Origin of the sequence: Streptococcus sp. Marseille-P6264, from assembly GCF_902460355.1 — a bacterium.
Lineage (GTDB): Bacteria > Bacillota > Bacilli > Lactobacillales > Streptococcaceae > Streptococcus.
Window position 1 is genome coordinate 135,430 of record NZ_CABPTO010000004.1, and the last position, 15,015, is coordinate 150,444.

At 42.5% G+C, this 15,015-nt stretch carries 16 protein-coding genes; 8 read left to right on the forward strand and 8 right to left on the reverse strand.

Annotated elements, in window-relative coordinates; translation table 11 throughout:
• Positions 1-239 precede the first annotated feature (239 nt).
• Positions 240-1,169, forward strand: a complete 930-nt coding sequence (locus FZ941_RS06725; RefSeq protein ID WP_015604339.1) for an ABC transporter ATP-binding protein — start codon at positions 240-242, stop codon at positions 1,167-1,169.
• Positions 1,166-1,930, forward strand: a complete 765-nt coding sequence (locus FZ941_RS06730) for a lantibiotic ABC transporter permease (protein WP_125383567.1) — start codon at positions 1,166-1,168, stop codon at positions 1,928-1,930. Before FZ941_RS06725 ends, FZ941_RS06730 begins: the two co-directional genes overlap by 4 nt.
• A gap of 41 nt (positions 1,931-1,971) precedes the next feature.
• Here the strand turns inward: FZ941_RS06730 and FZ941_RS06735 are convergent, their stop codons facing one another.
• The 5 genes from FZ941_RS06735 to spxB all read right to left on the reverse strand — a co-directional run bounded on the left by FZ941_RS06735 (position 1,972) and on the right by spxB (position 6,672).
• Positions 1,972-2,847, reverse strand: a complete 876-nt coding sequence (locus tag FZ941_RS06735) for a sensor histidine kinase KdpD (RefSeq protein ID WP_148887302.1) — start codon at positions 2,845-2,847, stop codon at positions 1,972-1,974.
• A 2-nt stretch (positions 2,848-2,849) separates the two neighbouring features.
• Positions 2,850-3,530, reverse strand: a complete 681-nt coding sequence (locus FZ941_RS06740; protein ID WP_148887303.1) for a response regulator transcription factor — start codon at positions 3,528-3,530, stop codon at positions 2,850-2,852.
• Between the two features lie 175 nt (positions 3,531-3,705).
• Positions 3,706-4,284, reverse strand: coding sequence for a DUF3592 domain-containing protein (locus FZ941_RS06745; RefSeq protein ID WP_148887304.1), 579 nt, complete (start codon positions 4,282-4,284; stop codon positions 3,706-3,708).
• Between the two features lie 85 nt (positions 4,285-4,369).
• Positions 4,370-4,630 carry a SemiSWEET family transporter gene (locus FZ941_RS06750; RefSeq protein ID WP_187418394.1) on the reverse strand — a complete coding sequence of 87 codons (261 nt, stop codon included), beginning with the start codon at positions 4,628-4,630 and terminating at the stop codon, positions 4,370-4,372.
• A gap of 266 nt (positions 4,631-4,896) precedes the next feature.
• On the reverse strand, positions 4,897-6,672 hold the full coding sequence (gene spxB / locus FZ941_RS06755; protein WP_125406299.1) for a pyruvate oxidase: 1,776 nt from the start codon (positions 6,670-6,672) through the stop codon (positions 4,897-4,899).
• Between the two features lie 451 nt (positions 6,673-7,123).
• Here spxB and FZ941_RS06760 point away from each other — a divergent pair, with 451 nt between their 5' ends.
• Together FZ941_RS06760 and FZ941_RS06765 are read left to right on the forward strand one after the other, a co-directional pair.
• Complete coding sequence (locus FZ941_RS06760; RefSeq protein WP_398587559.1) at positions 7,124-7,447, forward strand: GNAT family N-acetyltransferase; 324 nt, start codon at positions 7,124-7,126, stop codon at positions 7,445-7,447.
• Between the two features lie 442 nt (positions 7,448-7,889).
• Positions 7,890-9,224, forward strand: coding sequence for an Nramp family divalent metal transporter (locus FZ941_RS06765; protein WP_148887306.1), 1,335 nt, complete (start codon positions 7,890-7,892; stop codon positions 9,222-9,224).
• Positions 9,225-9,473: 249 nt separating this feature from the next.
• Here FZ941_RS06765 and FZ941_RS06770 read toward each other — a convergent pair whose 3' ends face one another.
• From FZ941_RS06770 to FZ941_RS06780, 3 genes are read right to left on the reverse strand one after another with little or no spacing between them, the layout of a single operon-like run.
• Positions 9,474-10,106 (reverse strand): SGNH/GDSL hydrolase family protein, encoded by a 633-nt coding sequence (locus FZ941_RS06770; RefSeq protein WP_148887307.1) that lies wholly within the window; start codon positions 10,104-10,106, stop codon positions 9,474-9,476.
• Positions 10,107-10,934, reverse strand: coding sequence for a Cof-type HAD-IIB family hydrolase (locus FZ941_RS06775; RefSeq protein WP_148887308.1), 828 nt, complete (start codon positions 10,932-10,934; stop codon positions 10,107-10,109).
• Positions 10,935-10,949: 15 nt separating this feature from the next.
• Complete coding sequence (locus FZ941_RS06780; RefSeq protein WP_398587560.1) at positions 10,950-12,032, reverse strand: DUF3114 domain-containing protein; 1,083 nt, start codon at positions 12,030-12,032, stop codon at positions 10,950-10,952.
• A 203-nt stretch (positions 12,033-12,235) separates the two neighbouring features.
• Between FZ941_RS06780 and FZ941_RS06785 the strand changes: the two genes are divergently transcribed.
• The 4 genes from FZ941_RS06785 (at position 12,236) to FZ941_RS06800 (ending at position 14,971) form a co-directional block, all read left to right on the forward strand.
• Positions 12,236-12,883: a metal-dependent transcriptional regulator gene (locus FZ941_RS06785; protein WP_187418395.1), complete on the forward strand. Its 648-nt coding sequence runs from the start codon at positions 12,236-12,238 to the stop codon at positions 12,881-12,883.
• Positions 12,884-12,988: 105 nt separating this feature from the next.
• Positions 12,989-13,450 carry a MarR family winged helix-turn-helix transcriptional regulator gene (locus tag FZ941_RS06790; RefSeq protein ID WP_148887311.1) on the forward strand — a complete coding sequence of 154 codons (462 nt, stop codon included), beginning with the start codon at positions 12,989-12,991 and terminating at the stop codon, positions 13,448-13,450.
• Complete coding sequence (locus FZ941_RS06795; RefSeq protein ID WP_148887312.1) at positions 13,443-13,853, forward strand: EVE domain-containing protein; 411 nt, start codon at positions 13,443-13,445, stop codon at positions 13,851-13,853. Before FZ941_RS06790 ends, FZ941_RS06795 begins: the two co-directional genes overlap by 8 nt.
• Before the next feature lie 326 nt (positions 13,854-14,179).
• A complete protein-coding gene (locus FZ941_RS06800) occupies positions 14,180-14,971 on the forward strand; it encodes a DUF4037 domain-containing protein (protein ID WP_148887313.1) in 792 nt (263 codons plus the stop codon).
• The last annotated feature ends 44 nt before the right edge of the window (positions 14,972-15,015 follow it).

Below are 15,015 nucleotides of genomic sequence, written 5' to 3' on the forward strand. Positions count from 1 at the left end.
TTTACAGCCCTACTCGACTGTGCGGAGGTGGGACGACGAAATCGAATTCTAACGAATTACCGATTTCTGTCCCACTCTCTTTTCTATAGGCCTCAATCCGCTTAAACAAGAATTATAATTTCTATTTCAAGATTTTAGAAATATTTTAGAAATGCTTGATGAATACTTAATAAGTGTCCGATATACTGGATAGTGAGGAAAGGATTTCCAAGAATAAATCAAAAAGGAGAAGTAAAACCATGGAAAATATTTTAGTTTTACAAGGGGTCAGTAAAAAGTTCGGCCAGCAGCAAGCTCTGAGCGATGTCAACCTAACCATCAAAAAAGGAGATATCTACGGTCTCATCGGTAAAAACGGGGCTGGTAAAACCACCCTGATCAAAATCATGACCCAGCTGATGCATGCCAGCAACGGAACCGTGTCTCTCTTTGGTTCCAGCAATCAGGCCGAATGGACACAAGCCCTCAAGCGGGTCGGCTCGGTCATTGAAACGCCCGTTGCCCACAACCACTTGACCGCCTACGAAAATCTCAGCTACTACTGCAAACTGCGCCAGATTCCTAATGCCGATAAGGCCATCCAAGAAACGCTCAACTATGTAGACCTGACGGACACAGGCAAGAAGAAATTTCGCGACTTCTCCCTCGGCATGAAGCAACGTTTAGGCATCGCTATCGCCCTCCTATCCAAGCCAGATCTGATGATTTTAGATGAGCCTATCAACGGACTAGATCCTGTCGGCATCAAGGAATTTCGCCAGCTTGTCCAAAAGCTTAATGAAGAGCTGGGCATGACCTTTGTTATTTCCAGTCATATCCTATCCGAGCTCTATCTAGTCGCTACGCGCTTTGGTATCATCGACCGAGGTCATATGATCAAGGAAATTTCCAAGGCTGAATTTGAAGAGCAAAGCGAAGATTATATCGTCTTGAAAACGGATCATTTGGAGGAAGCCAGCCAGCTGCTCCAAGACCAATTAGGCTACCGCATCAAGGTGGTCAATGCACAAAATGAAATCCATGTCTTTACCCACTCGCACAACATCAACAATATCGTAAAAGAGCTAGCCACAGCTGACTTAGTCATTCAAGAAATCTACTATGCACGGCAAAATCTCGAAAATTTCTTTACAGATTTACTTGATCAAAACCAGGGAGGTCTATCATGATTCAAACCATTCGCGCTGACTTTTACCGTCTCTTCCACTCCAAGGGCTTTTGGATTACTGAGCTCGTTTTACTAGCCAATATCCTGCTCGGCGTCCTCTATAAGGTTACCAGCAGATTTGGAACATCCATTGAGACGGATGGACAAAACGTCGCTCAGCAAGCACCAGTAAAAATGACGGGTATCAATGCTCTTGCCCATTTCTCTGGAAATTCTGACAATGTTATATTTTTCACTCTCATTGTCGTCTGCCTCTTATTAGGTGTGGACTTGTCCCGTAAGCTTTATAAAAACAGCCTCGCTCACGGTATTTCACGGACAGAGTTCTTCCTATCTAAAACTTTGGTCTCCTTTGTTGTCGCCATCTTCCAATTCATCCTCTTGCTAGGCATCTCCTTCATCATCGCTAGCTCTATCAATGGAATTGGGACAGCTCCGACAGGCTTCTTTGGCCAATTTTTCATAACTATTCTCGTCCAGCTCATGATAACCATAGCTTGGATTGGTATCGTGTCTTTCGTCCTCTATCTCAGTCATTCTATTGCCGCGGTCTTTATTACCTATTTTGTCGGAAGCGCCCTGCTCGCCTTTCCAGTCTTACTCTATCCCCATATAGAGTTGTTCCGCTATTTAACCTTACGATTTGGAATAGAGTTGGCTGCGGATCCTGCAGTTGTTTTGCAAGCTAGCTTGGTAGCGATTGGCATAGCAGTCTTCTTCCTAGGCAACAGCCTCCTCATTTTCAAGAAAAAAGATCTCTAAAACCAAATAATCAGCTAATCTTCTGACTAGCTGATTATTTTTTATAAAGCCACAATCAATTCAAACCAATCGTCCTCTGCTTGAATGGTCAAATCACCACCTAAGATTTCGACCAGCTGCTGGGTGATATAAAGGCCCAGTCCAGAGGATTCCTCACTGCTGGAGAGATTTTCAGAATAAAAACGATTGGTTAGTTTATCCAAATGCAAAATAGGCTTCTGAACCTTATTTTTGACTTGGAAAATAACCTTTTGCCCTTCATTTTTCAGACTGATGCTGGCTGCTTCTCGACCATGTTTGAGGACATTGCTGAGCATGTTCTGGACGATTCGATCAAAGATATCACTGTCCGTTTCCAGAAGCAGATTTTCAGACAAATCCACCTCTAAATCTATCCCTGCTCGCTGAAAGGCATCATAGTAAGCAAAGAGTTGCTGGGTGACCAGCTGAAATAGATCTACTCGCTGCAACTTCGGTCGAATGGCTCCTTCCATCAAGCGACGGTATTCCATCAGAGCCTCCAAGCGTCTGGATACCATACTTAGATTATCCGCAATCTTTTGCAGTTGCTGATCCATCTGGTCCTTATCAGCGTCTTTGAGTAGCTGTTGGGTATAGCCACTAGCAATGGTCAGCGGCGTTCGGATATCGTGGGCAATATTGCTGATGGCCATGTCCAAGGTTTTCTTTTCCTGCTGGGTCACAAAGGACATCTTATCAATTTCCTGAAAAAGCTGCTCCACCTCGTCAGTCAGAGCCACCAGACTCGGAGCTTGATCTCTCAAGGTCAAGCGAAGCTGACTTCCTGTACGACGTTTGTCACGGATCTGGCTGGTCAGACTACGAATCGTCAGATGATAGCGAACCAGCATGATTGACAAGAAGAGTATGAGTACGAAGGCTAAAATCAACCACATGGCTAATCCTCCTTGAGCCGCACACCCAGACCCCAAATGGTCTCGATATAGTCTGTCGAACTATCCAGCTGGGCTAATTTCTTACGAAGATTGCTGAGATGGGCATTGAGCGTATTATCGCCTGGCAGATAGGTCTCCTCCCAGACCGACTCATACAGCTCCTCCTTGGTAAAAATCTTTTTAGGATGAGCCAGCAAGGTCTGGAAGATCTGAAATTCCTTTTTCCCCAGCCGCATGGACTGGTCCCCAGAAGCAATTTCAAAGGTATCTGGCAGAAGGCGAATGTTTTTGATCAAGGTCTCCCCAGCAGGCTTAGACTGGGCCTGCTGACTGCCTCGCAGTTGGACAGTGACACGCGCTGCCACTTCGTCTAGATTAAAAGGCTTGACAATATAGTCATTGGCGCCGTCCAACAGATACTGGCTCACGAGACTCTTTTCCCCCAGAGCTGTCAGCATGACCACTGGCACCTGACTGGTCTTGCGAATTTCCCTTAGCACCTCATCGCCATTTTTTCCCGGCAGCATAATATCCAGCAGGACTAGATGAATCTCTTCTTCCGCAAAAATCCGCAGCCCCTCGGTTCCAGAATAAGCTGAAAACACGACATGCTCCTGCGTAAAGAGATTTTTTAAAATCTCATGAATATCATTGTTGTCTTCAATTAGTAAAAGATTGGCCATTCTCATTCTCCAATAGCTTGATAAAACTAGTGTAGCAAGGATGAGCCAGCAAGTCAATCAAATATAAAAGATACAAAAGAAAGAGAGTGAGACAGAAATCGGTCATTCGTTAGAATTCGATTTCTGTCCCACTCTCATGATTAAAAACTGAACTTGAGAACAAAACAAGCAACTTCTATTTGACAAGATTTGGAAGAATAAACATGATGAAGACGGCTGAAGCAAGCATCATTAGGATAAGAAGATAGATTGAGATTTTCCTCAGCCATAAAAAGCGACCTGGTTTTAATGGTCTTTCTACGTAAGACAGTTTAGGTTTGTTCGGATCATAGTAAACAGTGACCTTTCCACCGATTGGGAAGCGCTCCATAAGTGGTGATTTTGTTACAGAAATGAAACTATTTCGCCGTACCTGATACCTTAACACTTGTGGAATTTCTCCATTATCGAAACCTTCCAACTTTACTTCAGAAACAACAGAGTTAAGCGGTGTAGCAAACGTTTTTGATACGCTAGAAAGAAATCTTGGTCCTACTACCTTGTACTGATTCCCGTCAACAGTATATTCTACAACTGGGAGACTAACATCGTTATAAAGAACATTTGAGTATCTTATGATTTTTCCTTCAGTCTTTTCAGTACATTTTTTATCATCTAAATAACCACTAAAAACCAACTTACTGTACATAAAATAGGTAAAGGCAGCAAACGCTAGCATCATACAGCCAAATAATAAAAAGAAACTCGTCGACATCTTGATTCACTCCTAAACCTTCGTTAGGCTTCTATTTTAACAAAATATAAAAAAGGATACAAGAATACTAACTATTTGCGACTTTTTAAATCAAAGCCGTGATGGCCGTCACTAGTCCAAAAATAATTCCCGGTGCATTAGCTGCTGCAAGCGGAATATCTCTTTCTTTTTTGAACAAGCCATAGTAGACCCAAAGACTACAGTTGATTGCTGCGACGAGCGGTTGGATAAAATTCCCTTTTTGACCCGCTAGGTTGTTCATGATTTGTGGAATGTAGGACACATACATCATAACAGACATAAAAGTTGCAATCCAACCCAGTGTTTTTATTTGTTTTTCATTCATTTTCAAAACCTCTTTCATTTTTAGGTTTATATTTTATACTGAGTGAGCAAAACAATCAAGCCCTTTTATCCCTTTGTTATGAAGATGTAAACTATCACAATCTTGTGATAAGAAAGAAGACAAAGAAAAAGACCGGATTGCTCCGATCTTTTCAAGTTTCTCTCTATAAAAATCATTGAATAAACAAGGCATCGAACCGCAGGCAGTACTGGAGTACGGCAAGGTGAAGATAACGCAGTTTATTCTTTGATTTTCGATGAGAGGAATTATTTAATTGCGCGTGATTGCAAACCTTCTTCTTCCAAGAAGAGACGGAATGGTACGAGTTCTTCTGCTTCGTATTTTTCCTTGAAGGCTTTGATCGCTTCTTCTGAGTGAAGTTTTGGATCGAGTTCAAGCACTTCTACTGGAAGTGGACGGTGTTGCGTGATGCGAGCATCGATAACAACAGTTTTACCTTCTTTGTTCAATTTAACAGCTTCTGCAACAACTGCATCGATGTCTTCGATACGGTCAACTGTAAATCCAACTGCTCCTTGAGCTTCAGCGATTTTCGCATAGTCAGCATTAGGGAAGTCACAACCAAACAAGTGTTTGTTTGTGTCTTCGTATTTGTCCTTGATGAAGGCATATTTACCATTTGAGAAGACAACGTTGATAACTGGAAGGTCGTATTGAACGTTTGTGATAACGTCTGGGTAGCACATGTTGAATGCACCGTCACCCATGATGTTCCATACTTGGCGATCTGGATTGTCTTTCTTAGCAGCGATACCACCAGGAAGGGCAATACCCATTGTCGCAAAGAGTGGAGATGTACGCCACATGTTCTTAGGTGTCATGTGAAGGTGACGAGTAGATGTTTGAGTAGTATCACCTACGTCGATTGAATAGATAGCGTCTTGATCAGCATGTTTGTTGATTGCATTGTAAACTTGATACAATTGCAATTCACCCTCAGTTTTACCTTCGAGTTTGTTCATGTAATCACGCCAGTTTTGGTTGTTCTTAACGTTTGCACGCCACCATGGAGTAGATTCTACTGGGTTTACTTTGTCAAGGATTGCTTTCGCTGCTTGACCTGCATCACCAAGGATAGAAGCATCAAGGGCATGACGTTTACCAAGTTTGTATGGGTCGATATCGACTTGGATGAATTTTTCAGTGTTCTTGAAGGCTTCGTAAACTTCAGCAAATGGGAAGTTTGAACCAAGGAAAAGAACTGTGTCTGCTTCAAAGACCACTTCGTTAGCTGGTTTCCAACCAACACGGTAAGCAGAACCTGTCAACCCTTCATAGTTCCATTCGAAAGCTTCAAAGTTTTTACCAGTTGTGATGATTGGTGCTTTGATTTTACGTGACAATTCAGTAATCACTTCACCAGCTTTAACACCACCGTAACCAGCGTAGATCACTGGACGTTCAGCATTGTTCAAGATTTCAACCGCTTTGTTGATTTCAACTTCGTTCAAAGCAGGAGCGATGAATGAACGCTCGTAAGAACCTGAACCGTAGTAAGAGTTTTCGTCGATTTCTTGGAAACCGAAGTTTACTGGGATTTCAACAACAGCTGGACCTTTTTTAGAAACTGCAGCACGGCAAGCTTCGTCGATAACTTTTGGCAATTGCTCAGCGTAAGCTACACGTTTGTTGTAGACAGCGATGCCGTTGTACATTGGGTTTTGGTTAAGTTCTTGGAAGGCATCCATGTTGAGTTCGTTGACTGGACGTGATCCAAGAATAGCAAGGAATGGAGTGTTGTCCATAGCTGCATCGTAAACACCGTTAATCAAGTGAGTCGCACCCGGACCACCTGAACCAACTGCAACCCCGATTGAGCCGCCGAATTTAGCTTGCATCACCGCTGCAAGAGCACCAGTTTCTTCGTGGCGAACTTGCAAGAAACGGATATCTTTGTCTTCAGCCAAAGCGTCCATCAATGAGCTGAGTGTTCCTGATGGGATACCGTAGATTGTGTCTACGCCCCATGTTTTCAATACGTTGAGCATTGCTGCTGATGCAGTAATTTTCCCTTGAGTCATAATGATAACTCTCCTTCAAAATTAAATTATTTATTGAAAACTTTCAGATAGGTTAATGAAAACGTTTCAATAAACTTACTCTACAAATTTATCACTTTTTCCAACTCTTGTATAAGAATATGCTCAGGATTGCTTTAGAACTATTACATAACAATTATGAGATTTTTCTGACTTTTGAAATGTATATTATAATAGATTTCAGAAAAAGGTGAAAGTGGCTCTCGCTGACCTTTGAAACTGGGGAAGATTTTAATTTGGAGCAAGCTAGAAATTTAAGGGCTATACATGCTATAATATTTCTAAATAAACGAAAAGATTCCAAAATAGTGGGGCAAAAGATGATCAGAGAAGCCGGTCCACACGACCTAGATGAATTACTCCATTTGTACCTCTCCTTGCACTAGACGGCCATTCCAGAAAAAGCCCAACCCTACAAAAAGTCTGGCAACGGGTGATAGAAGATCCAGACCACCATATTATTGTCAAAGTGCTTGACGGAAAGATTGTTTCTTCTTGTATTTGCGCCGTCATTCCCAATCTCACGAGAGGACTGCGCCCCTACGCCCTGATCGAAAATGTCGTTACTCATCATGACTTTAGAGGCAAGAGCTATGCTAGTGAATGCCTTGATTTTGCTAAGAAAATAGCGACCGAAACCAATTGCTACAAAATGATGCTGCTGACGGGCTCCCAGAAAGAAAGCACCTGGAATTTTTATAAGCGGGCAGGTTACAATCATCATGATAAAACTGCCTTTAACCAGTGGTTAGACTAAAGCAAGCAAAAATCTTTAATAAATATAGAATAGATAAAGTCGAAATCAACCTCTGCTTCCAATTGTCGAAGAAAGTGATCTTTGGGAACCAATTCGTCTATCGTATAGAAGCCATATTGGCAGCGATTATAATCTGGTTTTTCTTTGTGAAACATAGCGAGCACCTCATAACTTTTCTTATCATTATTATACGACTTTACAAAAAAGTCCTTAGAAACTTCTGTTCTGAGGATTTTGTCTTCAATCTGAAGCCAGCGTTTTACTACGCTGGCTTTTTGTAATACAGACCTTGCTTATTTCAATTATCAGTTCTTTCCTCAATTATCCCTCTAAAGTGTGATATAATAAAGAAGAATTGGAAAATAGGGAACTATTTTCATTGTTTTTTCAATACTTCCATTTTAAAAATAGGTAAAGACAGATTAGAAAGTGTAAAATTCCGATGTCTTCTTACAAGAAAATCTCTCTCTCTGAGATCAATCAATCGATTGAAACTCCAAATAATAATCATTTTTGGCAAAATCTAAAAGCATTTTTAGGACCTGGCGCTCTTGTAGCAGTTGGCTATATGGATCCTGGAAACTGGATTACCAGCGTGGTTGGTGGTGCTTCCTACAAGTATAGCCTTTTATTTGTTATTTTGATTTCATCCATCATTGCTATGCAGTTACAACAAATGGCTGGAAAGCTTGGTATCGTGACGAGGATGGACTTAGCGCAGGCAACAGCTCATCATGCTCCCAAGTGGCTCCGTTATAGTCTGTGGGTGATTTTAGAATTAGCTTTAATGGCGACAGACTTGGCTGAGGTTTTAGGTTCAGCGATTGCCTTAAATCTTTTGTTTAAAATACCGATTATGGTTGCTATCCTCCTAACCGTTTTAGATGTATTTCTTTTGTTGTTATTGATGAAATTTGGCTTCAAAAAAATTGAAGCCATCGTTACGACTCTTATCTTAACCATATTAGGTATCTTTGCTTATCTAGTGGCTTTATCCAATCCAAGTATTCAGGGGATATTTGGTGGTTATTTACCGACTTCAACTTTATTTGAAAGTCCCCTGCCAGGACATGAGAGTCAACTGACCTTGGCTCTAGGGATTGTAGGTGCGACAGTCATGCCCCATAATCTCTATCTTCATTCGTCCCTATCCCAAACAAGGAAAATCAACCACAAAGATAAGAAGGACGTTCGAAAAGCTGTGCGTTTTATGACCTGGGACTCAAATCTTCAGTTGTCCTTAGCCTTTATTGTCAATTCCTTACTTCTCATTTTAGGAGCATCTCTCTTTTTTGGTCATGCGTCTGAAATTTCGGCATTCTCTCAAATGTACAATGCTTTACAAGATTCGACAATAGCAGGAGCGATAGCCAGCTCAACTCTGTCAACTTTGTTTGCTCTGGCCCTCTTAGCAAGTGGGCAAAATTCAACTATTACAGGTACATTGACTGGACAGATTGTCATGGAAGGTTTCTTGCATCTGAAATTACCTCAGTGGATTATCCGTATCGGTACACGGATTTTTGCCTTACTCCCTGTGATTATAGTCGCCGTCTTGTTTGGGCATCAAGAAAAAACCTTGGATCAGTTATTGGTCTATTCACAGGTCTTTCTTTCAATCGCTCTTCCGTTTTCAATTTTCCCTTTGATTTATCTTACCTCTAAGAAGTCACTGATGGGAGAATTTACTAATGCCAAGTGGAACACAATCCTAGGTTATGCAATTTCAATTATCTTAACCATTCTTAATATCAAGCTTCTTTTCGATATTTTTTAAGAGTGGTTTTGAAGTCAAGTCTCGGCATCGGCGTGAAGATTGGTAAAGAGAAAGTAGTCGTAGTTGATTCATAAAAAGAAACAAAAAAGAACAGTTGAAACTGTTCTTTCAGACTGAAGACAAAGCCCTTAGCAACTTCTGTTCTAAGAACTTTGTCTTCAGTCTGAAACGAGTGTGATAACAAAGTCACACTCGTTTTGAAATGCCAGTTTTAACCGCTTGATTAAGCTGACCAAGAAAAATATTTTCTCAGAGATACGGCTGCAAAGCCTTTGACAGTATCGCATAGCCAGCAATAGTCAAGTGCAAGCCATCCGTAGTAAAATCCTCCCGCAGCTGACCGCTCGCATCCAAGAAGTTAGCATAAAGGTCGATAAAATGGACATTAGTATAGATGCTTGCTAGGTCTTGGTAGGCACGATTGAGAGCCTGAATTTTCTCGTTCGTTCGGATATAAACCGTCCCCTTGTACTGCTCCTGCTCATTCACAGGCAGGACGGACAGCAACTGGATCTGAGCTAGAGGATAGTCGCGGGAAATCTCCTGAACAACTGCTTCCAGATTGGCCAGTGTTTCAGCTTGAGGCATCTCCTTACCAATGTCGTTGGTTCCAATCAGGAGAAAGACCTTGTCCAGAGCCTGCCCAAAAAGATGGGCATCCAAGTTCTCTAAAAGCAAATCAGTCTTGTAACCACGAATGCCACGATTGACCAAGGTTTTAGGGCTTTGCAATAGCTCATGCATCGGGAAATATTCCACAATCGAATCACCGATAAAAATAATCGCTGGCTCTTTTACTGCAAGCTGATTCAGATCCCGATAATTTTTCTGGATCTTTGCCTGCTCATTTAAAAGCCACTGTTCTAATAGTTGAACTGCCATTTAGACTCCTTTTTCTAAGTATTGCTCAATCACCTGCAAAACGCCGGCCTCTGAATTGGCTGGTGCCAAACGACTGGCAATGCGCTTAATCTTCTCATCCCCATTTTCCATAGCATAGGAGAAATCCGCTAGTTCTAGCATTTCCAAGTCATTTTCGCTGTCACCAAAAGCCATGATTTCCTTGCTTTTGATTTGCCACCAATCCATGAGCTGACGAAGTCCCCAAGCCTTGTGAAGACCTTCTTGGATAATGTCAATCGCACCATAACCGCTGGTCACAGCACTCAATCGTCCAGCAAATGCTGTATTGATCTGCTGCGTAATCTCTGCTGCTTGCGCTTCATCGACCATAACGCTCATCTTCAGGACTTCTTCAAACGGATGCTCTTGCAGATTAGGCACGAAATTCATTCGTTTGTAGAAATGAACTGCCATTTCTTCTGTCATAATCTTGCTAATCATCGGAAAATCCGTACCGTCCTGAACAAAACCACCTTTAGTAGAAGTGACCACCAGATGCACCTCTCGTTCTTGACCCTGAAAATAAGCCAGCGTGTCCGCAATTAAATCAGGCTGCCAGAAAGTGCCCAGCAACATTTCATTCTTTTCAAAGATTCTAGCTCCGTTAGCAACGATCAGGGTCATACGCTCTGTCAAATCGCCCAACAATAAGCGCATTCGTTGGATCTCATTGCCCGTCGCAATGACAAACTTAATGTCCCGCTCCTCCAGCTGGTCTAAAACTGCTGTCAAACGTGGCAAATCCAGCTCTCCTTTCGGATCCAAAAGGGTACCGTCCATATCCGTAGCGATCATTTTAATCGGCATCTTCCCACCTCATTTCTATAGTCTCAGATACTTATTTTTCACTTTATTCCATAAATATTTGAGATAAGCTTTCCCTTTTAACTTTTCGACTAATGATTTTTCAAAATCTTTTACTTGGGCATCAACTTGACTTTTAACGCTTTTCCCCGCAATTGCATAGCAACTTCTAGCCGTATGGTAACCAGCCAAGCCGCGATTATTTTGAGGGGCTTTGAAGGCTTGCCCGCCATTTCGGATCGCTAGCCTGCGAAACTGGGGATCCCACTGGGCTGGACTTTTGACATCATAGTAATAATGGGAACTATGATTGAAAAGCGAGGGTTTCTCCCCGTAATTAAAACTAGCTCCATTGACTAGCCCATTTTGACTGCTACTTTCTGGATCTAGGATATTGAGAAATTGCCCTTCCCTATCCAGAATGAACTCGGTATGGAAACGATGGAGAATCTTGATATTGGCCTGATAGGGCTGCTGGTCTGGGTAGGTCACCTTGCCCTTATTGACAAAGGCTTTATTGTGCAGCCGCGAAGATTCCCAAAGCTGGCAGTCCAGGTCAGGATGCGTCTGAAAATAGGCTACGAGAGCCTGGCCATCTGTCATCCCCAGCTTACGAAAATGCTCTCTAACCCACTGGGCTTGCTGACTGGAAATAAGGTAGCGAAACTGGTGCAACTGACCTTTTAACCTTTGATTGCCACTGCCTGCAATAAAGTCTGTCGGAGAAAAAGCCTGCCGAATCGTATGACAAAACTGATACCAAAAGGGAGCGTGTGGCGATAAGTCTGGATGTATATGCGAGAGCAGTTTGGTAATCTCTGCTGCCTCTCCGCTCAATTCGTCAGGCATATCCATATAGAGCATAGCTAGCTCTAACAACTGCTCCGCTTGCTGGGGCTGGGGGGATCGACATTCAAAAGACCATAGCTTCTGAAAGAGGGGACTGCCAAATATAAGGGCCTCCTCAAAAAGACCTTGGCGGGTTGATTCATACGGTAATGACACCATTTCTGCTAGAAAAACTTTATCGAGAGTAGCTTGAGACCAGCCGAGCGCTTGTAATTCTGTATAGCATTGCTCTATTTCTACTTTCATCACCATCCACATCCATTATATAAAATTTTTTCAGCACCGTTCGAGGCTTCGCTAGCAGGCTCATGCAGCCTTCGATACCTCTCCTATTTACCTCTAAATATGCCAAAATTTCAGCTAAAAGTCAATGTACAAAGGAACATCCAAGCTCAAATTGTATTCTTTCGGCATTTTTTGCTATACTAGTCTTAGGAAAACAACGAGGACTGAAAATGACGCCAAATAAAGAAGACTATCTAAAATGTATTTACGAAATTGGCACGCGCCAGGATAAAATCACCAATAAGGAAATCGCCCAGCACATGCAGGTTTCCCCGCCAGCCGTGACAGAGATGATGAAGAAAATGCTGGCTGAAGAACTCCTAATCAAGGACAAAAAGGCGGGCTATCTGCTAACCGACCTAGGCCTGCAACTGGTCTCTGACCTCTACCGCAAGCACCGATTGATCGAGGTATTTCTGGTTCAAAAGCTGGGATATACCACAGACGAAATCCATCAGGAAGCCGAGATTCTAGAACACACCGTTTCTGAGCGTTTTGTCGCAGGCTTGGAAAAAATGCTAGATTTCCCTGAAACCTGCCCGCATGGCGGAACAATCCCAGCCAAGCACCAACTGCTGGAAGAAAAATATCATCAATCTCTTGCCTCTGCTCAAGAGCCTGGCAACTACCTCATCTGCCGTGTCCACGACGACTTTGAGCTTTTGGCCTATCTGGAAAAGCACAATCTGGACATAAACCAAGAAATCAATTTCCTCCAGTATGACGACTACAGCCAGCTCTATCAACTAGAAGTAGACGGCCGAGCAATCCAAGTTAGTCCTATGATTGCCCAGCAGATTTATGTAGAAAAACTATAAACAGGATCTAGTTCAGACTTTTTAGTCTAAACTGGGTTTTTATTGACAAAAATAAGATGTCGGATTATAATAAGTGTACTTATAAAATATCTAGAGGGAAAGTTAATGGAAAAATCGCAGTTTAACTCCATCTACAAGAATGAATACAAAAGATCAACCGGTCTGCTCTTTATCCGTGCCTACCACAAGTGGCATGGGCTGATAAAAAACAAACTGAGAACAATTGATTTGACCCATCCCCAGTTTGTCGTTCTGACCACTCTTGCAGCGCTTCTGCGTCAGCAAGAATGGGTGAGTCAAACCGATATTGCACAATTTTCTGACATGGATGTTATGACCGTATCCCAAATCATCCGCCTCTTGGTCAAGAAAGGTTTGATCATGCGGGAAGTCCATCCCAAGGACAGCCGTGCCAACATCATACTTCTAACGGATACGGGGCTGCAAAAGGTCAACCAAGCCCTTCCTCTAGTAGAAGACATTGATCAGGCATTCTTTGGAAAATTAGAAGATAAAACAGAAACATTAAACCAACTCTTAATAGAACTGGAGGCAGGAAATGACTAGATTTTGGATTGGTGTCGTATCAAAAGAACATGTACTAAGAGGTGTAGAGGGAGGCTTTTGCCAACTCTGCCATGGAAAGAAAGCACCGCTAAACCGAATGAAAAAGGGGGACTATCTTCTCTACTACAGTCCCAAGTATCAACTGAGCGGTCAGGAAAAATTGCAGGCCTTTACAGCAGTTGGCAAAATTCTAGATGACGCTGCCTACCAAGTAGAGATGTTCGAAGGCTTTGTCCCATTTCGGCGAGATGTCAGCTACTACCAACCTGTCAAAGACTGTCCCATTGACCAAGTCCGACAACATCCTCAGTGGCGCCAGTATGCTTCTCAGATAAGATACGGACATTTCGAAGTTTCGAAAGAATTTTTTCTCTATGTCTTTGAACAGATGAAGGAAGAATAGGAGGCTGAGACATCCCGACCTCCTATTTTTCGTATCCGACGTCATATGCTCTATAATTGTTGTAGTAGGAATTATGGAGTTTTTTAGGAAAAATCCTATCTACCTGCACTAAGAAGTATAAATTAAATCAATAGAAAGATGTATAGAAAACAACCAAATCACATTACAAACCTCCTAGAAAGACCAAGGCTTTTCTGATCAAAATAATACTCTAGACACTTCCACTTCATCAAGTTTTTTTAAAAGAAAGGAAAGATCCTATTCCCCCCTTGCAAACCTTTTCACTTTTTGCTAGAATGATGTCAAAAAATTAAGAAGGACAAATTATGCCACAACATCTCTTTAAAGAATTAGCCCAACTGGAGCAAGTCGAAGCTCTGGCTCTAGGCGGCTCACGGGCTGGGCAACATTTTGACCAAGACTCAGACTATGATGTCTATGTCTACCTGAGTGCTCCTCTCGCGCCAGCCATTCGCCAGGAAATCCTCAGCAAGTACTGCTCCTATATGGAAATTGGCAATCAATTTTGGGAATTGGAAGACGACTGCGTCCTCAATAATGGTATCGAGATTGAGCTGATTTACCGCTCACTGGACGACTTTGACCAAGACCTGCGGACCGTCATTTTAGAGCACCAAGCCCAGAATTCTTACACCACCTGTATGTGGTACAATCTGATCCACAGCAAGATTCTCTACGATCGAGACGGCCGCTACGCTGCCCTCCAGAGCAAGTACAGCCTGCCCTATCCAGCTGAACTGAAAAAGAATATCATCAGCAAGCAGCTCCTGCTCCTCGACCAAGCGATGCCAGCTTTTTCAAGACAGATCAAAAAGGCCCTCAAGCGCCAAGACCTGCTCAGCATCAATCACCGCAGCAGTGAGCTTTTCGCCTCTTACTTTGATGCACTCTTTGCCCTCAATGAGCAGCTCCATCCAGGCGAAAAGCGCATGCTCCAATATGCCAAAGAAAATTGCGCTCGCCTGCCTCGAGATTTTGAAGCAAATATCCAAGACTACTTCCAACATCTCTACCAGCCAGACCAGCAACAGAAAGCGGTCCTAGCCTTAGACAGCCTCCTAGACAATCTTAAGCAATTGATTGAAGCATCCATCTAGATTTTCAACAGATAAAAAGCTCATGAAGCCAGTTGTTCAGCTGA